This window comes from Tropicimonas sp. IMCC6043, from assembly GCF_004146235.1.
In the GTDB taxonomy this organism is placed as follows: domain Bacteria; phylum Pseudomonadota; class Alphaproteobacteria; order Rhodobacterales; family Rhodobacteraceae; genus Tropicimonas.
Genome location: NZ_SELO01000003.1, coordinates 42,091 through 56,228 on the forward strand (window position 1 = coordinate 42,091; position 14,138 = coordinate 56,228).

General features: G+C 66.1%; 13 protein-coding genes. 6 read left to right on the forward strand and 7 right to left on the reverse strand.

Translation table 11 applies throughout. The features are described from left to right. Window positions 1–23: 23 nt before the first annotated feature. Window positions 24–647 (reverse strand): DUF2127 domain-containing protein, encoded by a 624-nt coding sequence (locus EU800_RS04505; RefSeq protein WP_207209851.1) that lies wholly within the window; start codon window positions 645–647, stop codon window positions 24–26. Between the two features lie 120 nt (window positions 648–767). Between EU800_RS04505 and EU800_RS04510 the strand changes: the two genes are divergently transcribed. The 6 genes from EU800_RS04510 (at window position 768) to EU800_RS04535 (ending at window position 7,207) form a co-directional block, all read left to right on the forward strand. Further along, window positions 768–1,499, forward strand: coding sequence for an HAD family hydrolase (locus EU800_RS04510; protein ID WP_129628996.1), 732 nt, complete (start codon window positions 768–770; stop codon window positions 1,497–1,499). After that, window positions 1,496–2,728 carry a glycosyltransferase gene (locus EU800_RS04515; RefSeq protein ID WP_129628998.1) on the forward strand — a complete coding sequence of 411 codons (1,233 nt, stop codon included), beginning with the start codon at window positions 1,496–1,498 and terminating at the stop codon, window positions 2,726–2,728. The genes EU800_RS04510 and EU800_RS04515 overlap by 4 nt, the downstream gene beginning before the upstream one ends. Before the next feature lie 94 nt (window positions 2,729–2,822). Further along, the gene (locus tag EU800_RS04520; protein WP_129629000.1) at window positions 2,823–3,986 is read left to right on the forward strand and encodes a UDP-galactopyranose mutase; all 1,164 of its coding nucleotides are present in this window, start codon (window positions 2,823–2,825) and stop codon (window positions 3,984–3,986) included. Window positions 3,987–4,138: 152 nt separating this feature from the next. After that, the gene (locus EU800_RS04525; protein ID WP_207209852.1) at window positions 4,139–4,468 is read left to right on the forward strand and encodes a FeoA family protein; all 330 of its coding nucleotides are present in this window, start codon (window positions 4,139–4,141) and stop codon (window positions 4,466–4,468) included. After that, the gene (feoB, locus tag EU800_RS04530) at window positions 4,461–6,965 is read left to right on the forward strand and encodes a ferrous iron transport protein B (protein WP_129629002.1); all 2,505 of its coding nucleotides are present in this window, start codon (window positions 4,461–4,463) and stop codon (window positions 6,963–6,965) included. The genes EU800_RS04525 and feoB overlap by 8 nt, the downstream gene beginning before the upstream one ends. Next, the gene (locus tag EU800_RS04535) at window positions 6,965–7,207 is read left to right on the forward strand and encodes a FeoB-associated Cys-rich membrane protein (protein ID WP_129629004.1); all 243 of its coding nucleotides are present in this window, start codon (window positions 6,965–6,967) and stop codon (window positions 7,205–7,207) included. The genes feoB and EU800_RS04535 overlap by 1 nt, the downstream gene beginning before the upstream one ends. A 110-nt stretch (window positions 7,208–7,317) precedes the next feature. Here EU800_RS04535 and EU800_RS04540 read toward each other — a convergent pair whose 3' ends face one another. From EU800_RS04540 to EU800_RS04565, 6 genes are all read right to left on the reverse strand, one after another. After that, entirely contained in the window at window positions 7,318–8,361 is a 1,044-nt protein-coding gene (locus EU800_RS04540; protein ID WP_129629006.1) for an L-idonate 5-dehydrogenase, read from the reverse strand. Window positions 8,362–8,372: 11 nt separating this feature from the next. Then, a complete protein-coding gene (locus EU800_RS04545) occupies window positions 8,373–9,647 on the reverse strand; it encodes a TRAP transporter large permease (RefSeq protein ID WP_129629008.1) in 1,275 nt (424 codons plus the stop codon). A gap of 4 nt (window positions 9,648–9,651) precedes the next feature. Beyond that, a complete protein-coding gene (locus EU800_RS04550; RefSeq protein ID WP_129629010.1) occupies window positions 9,652–10,152 on the reverse strand; it encodes a TRAP transporter small permease in 501 nt (166 codons plus the stop codon). Window positions 10,153–10,226: 74 nt separating this feature from the next. Beyond that, window positions 10,227–11,147: a TRAP transporter substrate-binding protein gene (locus tag EU800_RS04555; RefSeq protein WP_371685578.1), complete on the reverse strand. Its 921-nt coding sequence runs from the start codon at window positions 11,145–11,147 to the stop codon at window positions 10,227–10,229. 79 nt (window positions 11,148–11,226) lie between these two features. Next, window positions 11,227–11,910, reverse strand: coding sequence for a GntR family transcriptional regulator (locus EU800_RS04560; protein WP_242500403.1), 684 nt, complete (start codon window positions 11,908–11,910; stop codon window positions 11,227–11,229). A gap of 179 nt (window positions 11,911–12,089) precedes the next feature. After that, window positions 12,090–13,673 carry an ABC transporter substrate-binding protein gene (locus EU800_RS04565; RefSeq protein ID WP_129629014.1) on the reverse strand — a complete coding sequence of 528 codons (1,584 nt, stop codon included), beginning with the start codon at window positions 13,671–13,673 and terminating at the stop codon, window positions 12,090–12,092. Window positions 13,674–14,138 lie beyond the last annotated feature (465 nt).

The window sequence follows — 14,138 nt, forward strand, 5'->3', positions numbered from 1 at the left end:
CGGACCGCCGGCGTCGGTACCGGTCAATCTGCTGGGTGCCGCTTCCGTTGCAGGCGCCATTCGTGCCAGACGAGGACGATGACGACGATGTCGAAAAGCGTCAGCAGGATCAGCCCTGCCGAATGGGTATAGCTGTAGCGGTAGAGCTGATAGGCGATGAGCCCACTCATCGCGATGAGGGACAGCGGATAGGCGATCAGCTTCTCGCGCAACAACCCGGCCACGAGGACGACTTTGATAAGTCCATGGCTGATAAGGTAAAAGGCATAGAAGGAGTCCGTGGCGTCGGTCAGCTGGTGCGCGGCCTGCAGGAGATGCGTGGCCACGACATCCCGGGGATCCTCCGTCAGCTCGTTGAGCGTCAGTCGCTCGACCCAGAGTAGGACGGTCGACGCAGGGACGAGGTAGAACACGAGCCCGCCCGCGATCTCGATCAGCGCGTGCAGTCCCTTGAGAATGACGCTGAGGCGGAACGCCTGGTGAACACGGTGCTCGTCGATCTGCATCTCGTGATCGGACTCGTTCGGTGAAGGACGGTGGGCACCGGCAGGATTGCTTGCCACAGCGGTGTTTTCGCAGCCGACGGCGCGCCAGTCGATGTCAAAGAGACCAAGGTCATGGCGGTTTTTCGGAGGCCGCGTCGTCATTGGGCCATTCGGGTGCGGAGCCGGGCTGCGCCTCTGGACCTGCTTCGGCGAAAGGGCTAGCTGTCCCGACAGGGCGGTCGGCCGGGGCATGCCGGCAAACGGCAGCGGGAGCGACGGGTTTTGCCGAAGGATGTGCAGAAAGCTCTGATCGAGGCCATCGGCGACCCGGCGGTCCGGGTGGTGTCCTTCGGCTTGTTCGGCACGCTGATCCAACGCCGGCAGACCGCGCCCGACGATGTCTTTGGCGCTTTCGCAGAGGCGGTCGCGGCCCGGCACACCCCGCCGGGCGGGGCGGTCGAAATCATCGCCGCGCGGCGCCAGGCCACCGAGATCGCCTGCCGTCGCGACCGGCCGGACGGACGGGAGGCCACCTCGCTCGAGGAGATTCACGAGACGCTTGCCGAATTGCTGCTTGAGCGGGTCGATGTGGCTGACGAACTCATGGCGCTGGAGCTTGCCGAGGAACGCAAACTACTCTCGCCTCATCCGCTCGGCCGCCAGGTCTTCGATGCCGCCCGCGCTGCCGGCAAGCGGCTCGTGATCGCGTCTGACAGCCTACTGCCGCAGGACTTCGTCGAGACGGTGCTCGCCGAAATGGGCTATCCGCCGGACGTCACCTGTTTTCTCGCCGGCGAAACCGGTCTTCGAAAGGCGAGCGGCAGCCTCTACGAGTGGATCCCGCTGCGGCTCGGAGTAGACCGCGCCGAGATCCTGCATATCGGCGCGTCGCCCCGTTTCGATGTCGAGATGGCGCGGCGCAAGGGGCTGAAGGCACGACAAATGCCGGAGGCGCCGGATCGCGATCCGGACTGCATCGCCGTCCCCCTCAACCCGACCGGAGACGGCAGATGACGCATCTGATACGGATCGCGATGCTGAGCAAGGCCGATGCTCGGGGCGGTGGGGCGAGCCGGGTTGCCGACGATCTTTATGCCGGGCTCGCGGATGCCGACGATCTGGCCATCGACCGTTTCGTCGGCAAGCTCACCCCGACGCCGCCGCCAGGCTACCGGCCTGTGGTGTCCCGTTTCCCCGGACTGGTGGCGAAGCTGCGCCGTCGCGCGGCGCGGCGCGGCTGGGTCGACCACACGCCATACGAACTGCCCTTCCTCGATCCCGGCATCCGAAGCGCCGACATCGTCCATGCGCATGATATCTCGACTGTCCTCGCCCCACGCACGCTCGACCACCTCGCCGGCGGCCATCGCCGGGTGATTTGGACGCTGCACGACATGTCGGCGCTGACAGGCGGCTGCCTCTATCCGCTCGGTTGCAGCGCCTGGCGCACGCGCTGCGGCGCCTGCCCGATGCTTGGCCAGTGGCCACTACGCGTCACTCGCGACCGCACCGGCGAGATGCAGGAGCGCCGCCTCGCCGTGCTGTCCGCCGGCCGCGTGGAGATCGTCACGCCGAGCCGGTGGCTGGCCCGACGGGTGTCCGAGCGCGCGCCCGGTGCGGCGGTGCGCGTGATCCCGAACGGCGTCGCGCTCGACATCTTCCGCCCTGACGGCTCGCCCCCGGACGTGGACGGCCCGCCCCGCATGCTGTTTATCGCCAATCATATCGGCGACCTGCGCAAGGGCGGCCCCTATGTCTCCGAGATCCGCCGCCACCTCGCGCGGACGGGGCGGCGTATGGAGCTCCTCTTGGTCGGAGGCGGTGAGGACGGCGCCCGGGTCGAGACGGGTCCGCTCACGCTCTCCTATCTTGGCCGGTTCGACGACCGTGCCGGGCTCGCCGCTGCGTATCGCCGCGCCGAGGCTCTGCTTCTGCCGACTCATGCCGACAACTTCCCGCTGGTAATGCTGGAGGCGATGGCCTGCGGCCTGCCGGTCTTCGCCTTCGACACCGGCGGCATCGGAGAGGCGGTGGATGCCGAAGTCGGCGCGCTGGTTCCGCCGGGCGAGATCGTGCGGCTGATCGACGATTACTTCGCCGCACGCGCCGCCGGCGCCCTGCCCGGACTTGGCCATGCCGCGCGGGCGCGCGTCGAAGCGCAGTATTCGATGGAGCGCTTCCTGGCCGCTCATGCCGCGCTCTACCGCGAAGCTGGCGGCCCCGAGCCAGACCCGCGCAGCTGACCTCCGGGCTGCGGACAAACACCGCCGCGGCCTTGCCTTCGCGCCGCCGATATGGTCGGAACGCCGGGAACGGAGCCGGAAATGGAGGGGCGGCATGTCGGCGGATCGCAGGATCGTGTGCGTGGGAGCGGGCTTCTCGGGCGCGGTGATCGCACGCGAGTTCGCCGAGGCCGGTCATCGGGTGCTGGTGATCGACGAGCGCGACCATGTCGCCGGCAATTGCCACACCGAGCGCGACGCCGAAACGGGCATCATGGTGCATCGCTACGGACCGCACATCTTCCACACCGACAACCGGGAAGTCTGGGACTACGTCAATTCCCACGCGACATTCATGCCCTATGTAAACCGGGTGAAGGCGGTCTCCGGCGGACGGGTCTATTCGCTGCCCATCAACCTCCACACGATCAACCAGCTCTTCGGCACCGCGATGAATCCCGCCGAGGCCCGCGCCTTCATCGCCGAACGGTCGCGCCAGGACATCGCCGAGCCGCAGACCTTCGAGGAACAGGCCCTGAAATTCGTCGGCGACGAGATCTACAAGGCGTTCTTCCACGGCTACACGCGCAAGCAATGGGGCGTGGAACCCTCCGACCTGCCCGCCTCGATCCTGAAGCGCCTGCCGCTGCGCTTCACCTATGACGACAACTACTTTAACCATGCGTTCCAGGGAATCCCGGCCGAAGGCTACACCGCGCTCGTCGCCTCGATCCTCGATCACGAGGGCATCGAGACACGGCTCGGCAGCCGCTTCGAGGATCTCGACGAGGCTCCGCTTCATCTCTTCTATTCCGGCCCGATCGACCGCTATTTCGGTCACCGGCTGGGGCGGCTCGGCTACCGGACTCTGGATTTCAAGGAGATCCGAAGCGCGGACGACGAGGGGATCGGCAACGCGGTACTCAATTACTGCGACGCCGATGTGCCTTGGACCCGGATCACCGACCACAAGTATTTCGCGCCCTGGTCGCTGGACGAGACGCGTGGCAGCCTGCAATTCCGGGAATACTCCCGCGCCTGCGAGGCCGGGGACATTCCCTACTACCCGATCCGCCTCGTCTCGGACAAGGATCTGCTCGGCCGCTACGTCGCGCTGGCGGAGGCGGAACGCCGCGTGACCTTTGTCGGACGTCTCGGCACCTATCGCTATCTCGACATGGACGTCACCATCGCCGAGGCGATGAAAGCCGGCCGCGCCGCCCGCGCCGCGCTCGAGACCGGAGACCTCCCCCGCCCCTTCTACGAATCCGCGGCCTGATACGGAATCTGCCGGTCCCGCGGGTCTGTATCCGGCTTCCGGTTCGCGACCGAATGTCGCCCAAGAAAATAGTTGAGTAATTTACTCAGGCGGCGTAGAGCGGACCTGTCGACGGGCGCGACCCGGCGCGACGGAAGTAAGGGAAGGGCCGCATGCGACGCGCAATCCTTCAGACGATGGGCCTCGGACGAGGCAAGGGCCGGCCGTGCCGCCGCAACCGGTGCCACGAGGCCTGCTGCCGCGAACGCGGTGAGGATGTAAGCCTCTGCGACATCCTCCCGGGCGCCTCCTGCCGGATCTGCCGCCTGCACGGGCATGGCCCGGTCCGCCAGCGCCTCCTCGACCTCGGCTTCCAGCCCGGACGCGAGATTACCGTGCTGCGCCGCGCGCCGCTCAACGATCCGATCGAGCTCCGGCTCGGCGACAGTTTCATCGTCCTGCGCCGCCGCGAGGCCGCCCATATCGAAGTCTCCGATGCCTGATTCCGCGCCCGCCCTGATCGCGCTCGCCGGCCAACAGAATGCCGGCAAATCGACAATCTTCAACATGTTGACGGGGCTCACCCAGCATATCGCCAATTACCCCGGCGTGACCGTAGACAAGAAATCCGGCAGCTACGTCGCACATGGCCGGCGCTTCGAGGTGGTCGACCTCCCCGGCGCCTATTCGCTGGCGGCCTTTTCGCTGGAGGAACGCGTCGCGCGCAGGTTCCTTCTCGAGGAGCGGCCCGATGTCGTCGTCAACGTGATCGACGCCACCAACCTGCGCCGCGCGCTGCCGCTCACCTTCCAGTTGCTCGAAATGGGCTTCCGCGTCGTGGTTGCGCTCAACATGATGGATGCCGCCGAGCGCCGCGGCCTCGAGATCGACATCGCCCATCTCGAACGCCGCCTCTGCGTGGAGGTGGTCCCGGTGGTGGGCCGCAGCGGCAAGGGCGAGGCCGAGCTGCGCGCGGCGATCGCACGGGCTGCCTCGGCCGAGCGGGTCACGCCGGCAACGCTGAATTACGGGCCACTCGAGGATGAGGTCGCCGCCATCCAGGCCGAGCTTGCCGCCGAGCCCCGGCTGCAGGACTTCTCCGCCCGCTGGCTCGCAGTCAAGCTGATCGAGGGCGATCGCGAGGCCGAGGCGCTGCTGGCCGACCGCCTGGAGAACCCGCACGGCCTGCTCGACCGGATTTACCGCGCCCGCGCCGGCTTCGAGGCGCGCCAGGGCCTGAGCGCGGGCGATCAGGTCAGTTCCTGCCGGGACACCCATGCCGGGGCCATCCTCGCCGCCTCGGTGACCGACACGCGCGCCGGAGAGGTTCCGGTCTCCGAACGGATCGACCGGGTGCTGCTCAACCGGTTTGCCGCACCGGTCTTCCTGCTCGCCACCGTCTGGGTGATCTACCAGTTCTCCATCGTCGAGGGGTCGAACCTCGCCGATGCGACCTGGCCGGCGCTTGCCGCGCTGCGCGACCTCCTGGCCAGCCTCCTGCCCGATCCCGGCTTCCTGCACGATCCGCAGATCCGCGCGATGGGGCTCTGGATCGCCGACGCGGTGCTGACGCTGCTGAATTTCGTGCCGATCTTCCTGATCCTCTTCGCGCTGATCGCGATCCTGGAGGATTCGGGCTACATGGCGCGGATCGCCTTCATCCTCGACCGCATCCTGCAGCGCTTCGGCCTGCACGGACAGTCCACCCTGCCCTTCATCCTCTCCGGCGTCTTCGCCGGCGGCTGCGCGGTCCCCGGCGTGATGGCGACCAAGGCGATCCCCGACGCCCGCGCCCGCTTGGCCACGATCCTGACCGTGCCGTTCATGAACTGCCTGGCGAAGATCCCGCTCTACACGCTGCTCATCAACATCTACTTCCCCGATGCGCGCGGGCTCATGCTGTTCTATCTCGCCACGATCACGGTGATCGTGGCGTTGCTGGTGGCCAAGCTGCTGACCTCCTCGGTGCTCCGCAACGAGGAGACCGCGCCCTTCGTGATGGAGCTGCCCGCCTATCACCTGCCCAAATTTTCGGCGGTCCTGCACCGCTCCCTCAGCCGGACCTGGCTCTATGTCAGGAAGGTCGCGACGGTGGTGGTCGCCGTCGCGGTGGTGATCTACGGTCTCTTGCTGATGCCCGGCCTGCCGTCGGATCGGCTGGAGAGCTACGAGAGCGCGGCCGAGGCGGCCATCGCGCAGTTCTACACCGATCTCGAGGGGAACCCGCTGCGCCAGACGGTCCTCGACCCGGCGCAGCTGATCGCTCTCATCGAACTCGAAGGGGCGTATTCCGCGGAGCGCGAGGCCACCGACGATCCGGCGGACCGCGCCGCGCTCGACGCCGGGATCCGCGCTGCACATCCGGAGATTGCCCCCTTCCTCCTCGGCGGAACGACCGAGGCAGAGCGCAGCGCGCAGGCGACGCTGGCGACGCTCGCACAGGAGCGCAGCGATCTGCGGCGGCAGATGCGCCGGGAGCGGCTCGAGACCAGCCTTCTCGGCAGCATCGGCCGCGGGCTGGAACCGGTGACGCGCTATGCCGATTTCGACTGGAAGATCAATATCACGCTCCTGACCTCCTTCGCCGCGCGGGAAAACTCGGTCGCCACGCTCGGCGTGCTCTATGATCAGGAAGACGGGCAGAACCTCTCGCTGGCCGAGCGGATGGGCACGCAGCAGGCCGCCGAGGGCCGCACGGCGGTCTCGGCGGTGGCGCTGATGCTGTTCTTCGCGCTCTATCCGCCCTGCCTCGCCACCGTCATCATGATCCGGGTGCAGACCGGCTCACTCAAATGGATGGCCTTCTCCATAGCCTTCTCGACGATGCTCGGCCTCGCCGTCGCCTCCGCCGTCTTTACCTCGGCCACGGCGCTCGGCCTCAGCGGGTTGCAGACCATGACGGCGGTCTACTTGCTGATGCTGGGGTTGCTTCTGGTGGTGGCGTTGCCCAAGCCCTGGCTGCCACAGTTGCGGCCGCGCCACGTGCGGGAGGCGGCGTAATGACCGAGAGCACGCAACCGCTGATCGATATCGGTGCCGAGGCCGCGACCGGGCCGCTGGAAATCGCCGTCATCGCGCTGATCGGGGCGCTGGCGCTGGCCTACCTGCTGCGCGGCTTCCTGCGCCGCCGCGCCAAGGCGGCCTCGGGCGAAGGCTGCAGCGGCTGCCCCGGCTGCACCGCCACCGGGGGATGCCCTGCCGTCACCCACTTCCCGCTTCCGGAAGGCCGGGAGAGGGGGTAACGGCGCCCCCTCTCCAGTCATTTTCTCAGTTCTTGACCTGGAATCCCGCAGGAACACCGTACCAATTCGCCTTGAATGACGCGGATGACGTCGCGCCTCTGGCAACGCTCCTACCCTGCGAAAGCGAGCTGCACCTTGACCGCAGCCGAACGGTCCCCCGCGATCTCGAAGGCCTGAAGCGCCTCTTCCAGCGGGAAGGTCTGGGTGATCATCGGCCGCGGGTCGATGATGCGGGAGTTGATCAGCGCCACCGCCTCGGCGAATTCCGGGTGGAAGCGGTGCGAGCCCCTGAGGTTGACCTCCTTGGAGACCAGCAGGTTGACCGGCAGCGGCAGGTCGCCGGTCACGCCGACCTGCACGAGCGTGCCGCGCGGATGCAGCGTCTCGATGGCCGAACGGATCGCCGGCGCCGCGGCGGTGCATTCGAAACAGGTGTCGAAATGCCCCTTGTCGGCGGCGAAATCGGCCAGCCGCGCGCCATGCGTGGCGACATTGATGGTCTCGGTCGCGCCCATGGCCTCCGCGACCTTGAGCGGCACGTCCTGAAGATCCGTCACCACCACCTCAGCGGCGCCTGCCTCGGCCGCGAGCGCGGCGCAGAGCACGCCGATCGGGCCGGAGCCGGTGACCAGAACCGACTGCCCCGAGAGGGACCCCGCCTGCGCCCGGGCGTGGACACAGACCGCGAGCGGCTCCGAACAGGCCGCCTCGCCGATCGAGATCCCCTCGCCCACCTTGACGCATTGCGCGGCGTTGATGGCGACACGGTCGCGGAAGAGCCCCTGCTCATGCGGCATCCGCATCGCCGACCCCCGGAAACGCATCTCGAGGCAGTGGTTGTAGAGCCCCCTGGCGCAGAACTTGCAGGCACCGCAGGGGTTTGAGGGGTTCATCGCCACGCGGTCGCCGACCGCGAGCCCCTCGACGCCCTCGCCCAGTTCGATCACCGTCCCGGCCGCCTCGTGGCCGAGGATGATCGGTTCTCGCACCCGGATCGGACCGAAGCCGCCATCCTGATAGTAGTGCAGGTCCGAGCCGCAGATCCCGCCCGCACCGGTCGCCACCAGCACCTCGCCGCGGCCGGGCCGCTCGGTGGGAAGCTCCTCGATGCGGATGTCGTGCTGGGCGTGGAGGCGGCAGACGCGGGTGGTCATGGTTCAGTCTTTCATTCCAGGAGCGAGGGAAGCCAGGTGGCGAGCGGCGAGTAGTAGGAGACCGCAAAGAGCACCAGGATATTGGTCAGCAGGAAGGGGAAGATGGCGCGGACGACCGGCGTCAGTTGCAGCTTGGCGATGCCGGCACAGACGAAGAGGCAGACGCCGACCGGCGGCGTGGTGAGCCCGATCATCAGGTTGAGCACCGCGAAGGTAGCGAAATGCAGTGGCTCGATGCCGACGGCCTGCGCGAGGCTCAGGAGCGGCACGAAGAGGATGATAAGCGCCGCGATGGTCTCCATGAACATGCCGACAAAGAGCAGCAGGACATTGATGATGAGGATCACCACGATCCGGTTGTCGGTCATCGACAGAACCGCATTGGCGATGGCTTGCGGGATCTGTTCCGAGACGAGGATCCAGCCGAAGACATTCGCGAAGCCGACAAGCGCCAGGATCGCCGCCGAGGAGATGCCGCTTTCGATCAGCACCTGGGGCACGTCGCGGACGGGAAGTTCGCGGTAGACGAAGGCGCCGACAATGAAGGCATAGACCGAGGCGACGACGGCGGTCTCGGTCGGCGTGGCGAGGCCGGAGAGCAGGCCGTAGATGATCAGGCCGGTCATCGCGAGCGCCCAGAAGGCATGGGCCAGGGAGCCGAACACCTCGCCGAAGCCCTGCCACGCCTGACGCGGGAAATTCTTGCGCACTGATATGATGTAGCAGGTCACCATCATCGCCAGCCCCATCAGGATGCCCGGCACGGCGCCAGCCATGAACATCTTGCCGACGGAGATTCCGGAGAGCGCGCCGACGATGATCATCGGCACCGAGGGCGGGATGATTGGCCCGACGGTTGAGGAGGCGGCGGTGACTGCGGCCGAGAAATCAGCGGGATAGCCGGCTTTCTTCATGCCGGGGATCATCACGCCGCCGATCGAGGCGGCATCGGCCACCGCGGTGCCGGTAATGCCGCCGAAGAGCATCGAGGCGGCGATGTTGGTCAGCCCGAGGCCGCCCCTGATCCAGCCCACGAGCGCGTTGGCGAAGCGAATGATGCGGTTGGTGATGCCGCCGCGGTTCATCAGGTTGCCGGCGAGGATGAAACCCGGGATCGAGAGCAACACGAAGACGTCCATGCCGGCATAGATCTTCTGCGGCATGACGACGAGCGGGATGCCCTTGAGTATCAGGTAGGTCGCGGAGGAAAGGCCGAGCGTGACCGCGACCGGCACGCCGATGATGAGACCGGTGACGAAGACAGAGAAGAGGACCCAGACTTCCATCGCCTCACGGTTCCTTGTGCTTGAGCGGGATTCCGTCGTCGCCGAGGAGCATCCCGATCACCTTGAGCGCGGCGAAAAGGAAGAGCAGCCCGAGCAGCAGAGTCACGGTGAAATGGACATAGGTCATGCGGAGCCCAAGCGCGGGCGAGGTCTGCATCCGGCCGATCGCGGTGAACTTCCACGAGTGCGAAATCAGCAGAAGGGCCAGCCCGCCGGAGAGCACTGCCGAGATCAACCGCAGCAGCCACGGCAGCGGCGCGGGGAGGTTGTCGCAGATCACGTCGACATTGACGAGATCTCCCGAGCGCAGCGACAGGCCGACTCCAAAGGCGGCAAGATAGAGCAGCGCGAAGCGGGTGAGTTCTTCGGTCCAGACCGGCGAGGAGCCGATGGTTCGCCCGACGACCTGGATCAGCACGACGACGATCAGCGTGGCGAAGGAGAGACCGACGCCGATCATGCATATCGTCGCCAGAAGCTTCGTGAGCCTGTCGAGAAGAGCCATGTTCCTGGTGTCCTGAGGAAAAAGAAGGGTGCGCCGACGCCCGGAGGCGTCGGCGCGTTGTCGTGAGTGGGAACTCAGTTGTTGAAGAGGCTTTCGACGATCGGCTTGATCTCGTCATTGACGTTGGCAAGAACGGCGTCCTTGGCCTTGGCGGCATAGGCTGCACCGTCGACCTCGACGAAGGTCATGCCCTTCTCTTCGAGATAGGCACGGTCGTCCTCGAGACTCTTGAGGAAGAGCTCGCGCTCATAGGCCTGCGCGGTTGCAGCGGCTTCCATGACGGCGGCCTTGTCCTCGTCGGAGAGCTTCGCCCAGGTCTGCTCGGCGATCGTCAGGTAGATCCAGGAGCGGACGTGATCGGTCATGTTCACGTATTTCTGGACCTCGTTGAAATTCGCGGAGCGAATGAGGGCGAGCGGGTTCTCCTGCGCTCCGATGGTGCCGTTCTGCAGAGAGGTGAACACCTCGGAGAAGGCCATGGGCGTCGGCTGCGCGCCGAGCGCGGACCAGACGTCGACGAAGAGCGGCACGTTGGGCACGCGCATCTTCAGCCCGTTGAGGTCGTCCGGATGGGCGTAGGGCTCGTTGGAGGTCAGGTCGCGCGGACCGCGGGCGAAATAGGCGATCGGCCGGATCTGCGCCTTCTCGATGATCTGCGCCTCGATCTCGTCCCCGATCTCGCCGGAGGCGACTTCGTCCATGTGCTCGAGCGACTTGTAGGCATAGGGAACGGCCAGGAGCGCGGCCATCGGCGCCCAGTTCTGCAGGGACTCACCGGTGATCGTCATGTCCACGGTGCCGAGCTGCATGCCGTTGATCAGGTCGATCTCCTTGCCAAGCGACTCGTTGGGGAAGACCTCGACCGCGATGCGGCCATCGGTGAGCTTCTCGAGCTCCTCGCCGAACTTCACCGAGGCGAGGTGCCAGGGGTTTTCCTCGTTGGCCAGGTGGCCGAGTTTCAGCGTCATGTCGGCCGCCATCGCGGTTCCGGACATCAGCGTCGCGATCAGGCCGGCGCCAAGCAGGCCCCCGAGCGTGCGTTTCAGGATCATGGTTTCCTCCTTTGTTGAAGTCTCAGCCCGCCGCAGCCGGCGCGTCGGTAAAGACGTCCGGATTGGCGCGCATGATTAGGGGCAGGTCCTCCAGGACCGTGCGGAGATGTTCGCGCGCGGCCAGTTCGGCGCCGCGCACGTCGTTCTTCTCGATGGCATCGACGATCCGGCCGTGCTGCTCGATCAGCGTGTCGTAGCGCATGGGATTGAAGCTGAGAAACCGGACCCGGTCCATCTGCGACTTCAGCCCTTGCAGGACATCCCAGACATTCACCTTGCCTGCCGCGTCGGCGAGCGTGCGATGAAAGGTTTCGTCGGCCTGGATGAACTCCGCCGGCGAGCGTTCGGCGGCGCGTCGTTGTTCGTCGAGCTGGCGGCGCAGGTCCGACACCACGCCGGGCGGGACCTCCGCGGCGAGCAACTTCATGATGTCGGCCTCGACGGCCTCGCGCACGAACCGCGCGTCCAGTACCTCGCCGGCGTCGATCTTGCGGACCACCGTGCCGCGCTGCGGCCGGATCTCGATCAGCCCTTCCTGGGCCAGCTTGATGAATGCCTCACGGACCGGCTGCCGGGAGATGCCGAAATTCTTAGCGACCTCTGTCTCGGAGATCTGCGTCCCGGCCGGCAGGGCGTTGCGGATGATCTGCTGGCGCAGGATCGCGTGCAGCTGGGGGCCGATCGGGTGTGACGGATCATAGTTCACGATGCTTCGACCAGTATTCGGCGAGTCTCTGGACGGGAAAGAAACCCAAACTTCCATACTAGTCAACGGATTTACTCGCCGCGTTGCAGCGACAAACACGTCAGCGTGGTATACAGGCTCCGCGCGTGGCAGGTAGCCGGAACAGGCGCGCCGACCGGTCGGGCCGGCGCGCCGCAGTTTCAGTCGGCCAGCGACCAGCGCTCCATCCAGCGCTCGCCATCCTGGTCGAAATTCGACGCCATGTCGCCGTGGACGACGCGACTGCCAGTGGCGAAGACGAAATTGGCGAACATCGGCAGTACCGTGCCGCCATCGGTCGACACGATCTGCTGCATCTCGGAATACATCTCCCGCCGCTTGGCCTCGTCGAGTTCGGCCCGCGCCGTTACCAGCAACTCGTCAAACCGCGCGTTGGACCACTTGCTGTCGTTCCAGGCCGCACCGCTCTCGTAGGCCGTGGTGAAGATCTGGTCCTCGGTCGGGCGCCCGCCCCAGTAGACCGCGCAGAACGGCGCCTTCAGCCAGACATCCGACCAGTAGCCGTCATTCGGCACCCGCTTGACGTCGAGGGTGATGCCCGCCGCCGCGGCCGAGTTCTGGTAGAGAACCGCCGCGTCCACGGCGCCGGGGAAGGCCGCATCGGCCGCCGAGAGCTGCACGTTCAGCCCGTCGAGCCCGGCCTCCTTGAGATAGAACTTCGCCTTGTCCGGATCATAGGGCGTTTGCGCAATATCGGGATCGTGGAACCGGTAGCTCGGCCCGATCGGCTGGTCCTTGCCCACGGTGCCATGGCCGAAGAGGATCTTCTCGACGAGTTCCTCCCGGTTGATCGCGTGTTTGAGCGCCAGCCGCACGTTGACGTCGTCGAGCGGCGACGTGTCCGCGCGCGCGGCGAAACTGTAATATTGCGGCCCGGCGATCGAATGGATCTGGATGCCGGGATTGCGCCCCAGGAGCGCCACCGTCTTGAGGTCGAGCTTGTCGATCACGTCGACGTCGCCGGAGACAAGCGCCGTCGTCCGCGCATTCAGGTCGACGATCGACAGCATCTCGACCGCATCGAAGAAGCCGCGATCCTGGTTCCAGTCGTCCTCGAAACGCTCGAAACGGGCAATCACGCCGGGATCGAACTCCACCAGGCGATAGGCGCCGCAGCCGTCGCCGGAGCGCCAGTCGATGGAACCCGCGCCATCCGAGGGAAGGATCGCCATGTGGTAGTCGGTGAAGACGAAGGGGAAGTCGGCGCTGCCGGTCTCGAGGTCGAAGGCCACGACACCCTCGCCGTCCTTGCGGATATCGACGATCGGGGCGACGAGCGGCTTGGCGACCGATTTCGAATTTTCGCCGCGGTGATAGTTGACCGAGGCGATCACGTCGTCGACCGTGACAGGCCGTCCGGAATGGAAGGTCATGCCGGGGCGGATCGTGAACCGCCAGGTCTTCGCGTCGGGGCTGGCCTCCCAGCTTTCGGCCACGTCCGGCTCGAGCGAGCCATCGACGCCGACCTTTGTCAGGAACCCGTTCATCCCATAGGTCAGCGCGACGGTGAACCCGTTGGTCCAGGTTGCCGGATCCAGTGTGTCGCTCGTGTTGCCGTGGCCCTTGGCGGACCGGATCAGGCCGCCACGCTTCTGCTGCGCGCGCGCAGGTTTTGCACCAAGCAGCGGAACCGTACCGGCGAGGCCTGCCGCCGCTGCGGAGGTGCGAAGAAAGGTGCGCCGTGTGGGGCGCAGCAATGCCGGAGAAGTGGTTCGTTCGGTCATCTTGGTTCCCTGTTATTTTACCTGCGACCGGCGCGGGAAAAGGCTGTCGCCTTTAGGCAGCCTGACGTCGCTTTTTGAACAGGTACGAGAAGTAAGGGAGTCCGTCCTCAAAGGAAAGCGTTTTGACGGGCGGCTTGACAGGCGGCCCGGCGAAGGTTTCCGATGCCCTTGCGGAAGGCTTCTCCGGCAGCCATCCTTGAAAACGGAACGCCGGTCAGGCGGAGGGTCTCCGCGCGCAGAAACGGCCGGCCGATCCAGGAAAAGGCTGCATACCGAGGCGATAATAGGAAATAATAGGAAGCGTACCTCAAGGAGATCGTTACAATACGGGCTGGATAATCCGGTGTGTTCGTGTTTGTTATAGTTCATGTCGTTTTTGAGCACTCCCGCACGCCACTCGCGAGGAACGCTCTTTGTTCAGCGGCGCGATTACGACGCCGGACGGCAAACAAACAAACTAGGGGG

What these genes read in the sequence shown, in the direction of transcription:
- EU800_RS04545 (WP_129629008.1), bottom strand. Translation starts at nt 9,647, where the DNA reads ATGGAAGTCTGGGTCCTCTTCTCTGTCTTCGTCACCGGTCTCATCATC.
- EU800_RS04515 (WP_129628998.1), top strand. Translation starts at nt 1,496, where the DNA reads ATGACGCATCTGATACGGATCGCGATGCTGAGCAAGGCCGATGCTCGG.
- EU800_RS04550 (WP_129629010.1), bottom strand. Translation starts at nt 10,152, where the DNA reads ATGGCTCTTCTCGACAGGCTCACGAAGCTTCTGGCGACGATATGCATG.
- EU800_RS04520 (WP_129629000.1), top strand. Translation starts at nt 2,823, where the DNA reads ATGTCGGCGGATCGCAGGATCGTGTGCGTGGGAGCGGGCTTCTCGGGC.
- EU800_RS04525 (WP_207209852.1), top strand. Translation starts at nt 4,139, where the DNA reads ATGCGACGCGCAATCCTTCAGACGATGGGCCTCGGACGAGGCAAGGGC.
- EU800_RS04555 (WP_371685578.1), bottom strand. Translation starts at nt 11,147, where the DNA reads ATGTCCGGAACCGCGATGGCGGCCGACATGACGCTGAAACTCGGCCAC.
- EU800_RS04535 (WP_129629004.1), top strand. Translation starts at nt 6,965, where the DNA reads ATGACCGAGAGCACGCAACCGCTGATCGATATCGGTGCCGAGGCCGCG.
- EU800_RS04565 (WP_129629014.1), bottom strand. Translation starts at nt 13,673, where the DNA reads ATGACCGAACGAACCACTTCTCCGGCATTGCTGCGCCCCACACGGCGC.
- EU800_RS04540 (WP_129629006.1), bottom strand. Translation starts at nt 8,361, where the DNA reads ATGACCACCCGCGTCTGCCGCCTCCACGCCCAGCACGACATCCGCATC.
- feoB (WP_129629002.1), top strand. Translation starts at nt 4,461, where the DNA reads ATGCCTGATTCCGCGCCCGCCCTGATCGCGCTCGCCGGCCAACAGAAT.
- EU800_RS04505 (WP_207209851.1), bottom strand. Translation starts at nt 647, where the DNA reads ATGACGACGCGGCCTCCGAAAAACCGCCATGACCTTGGTCTCTTTGAC.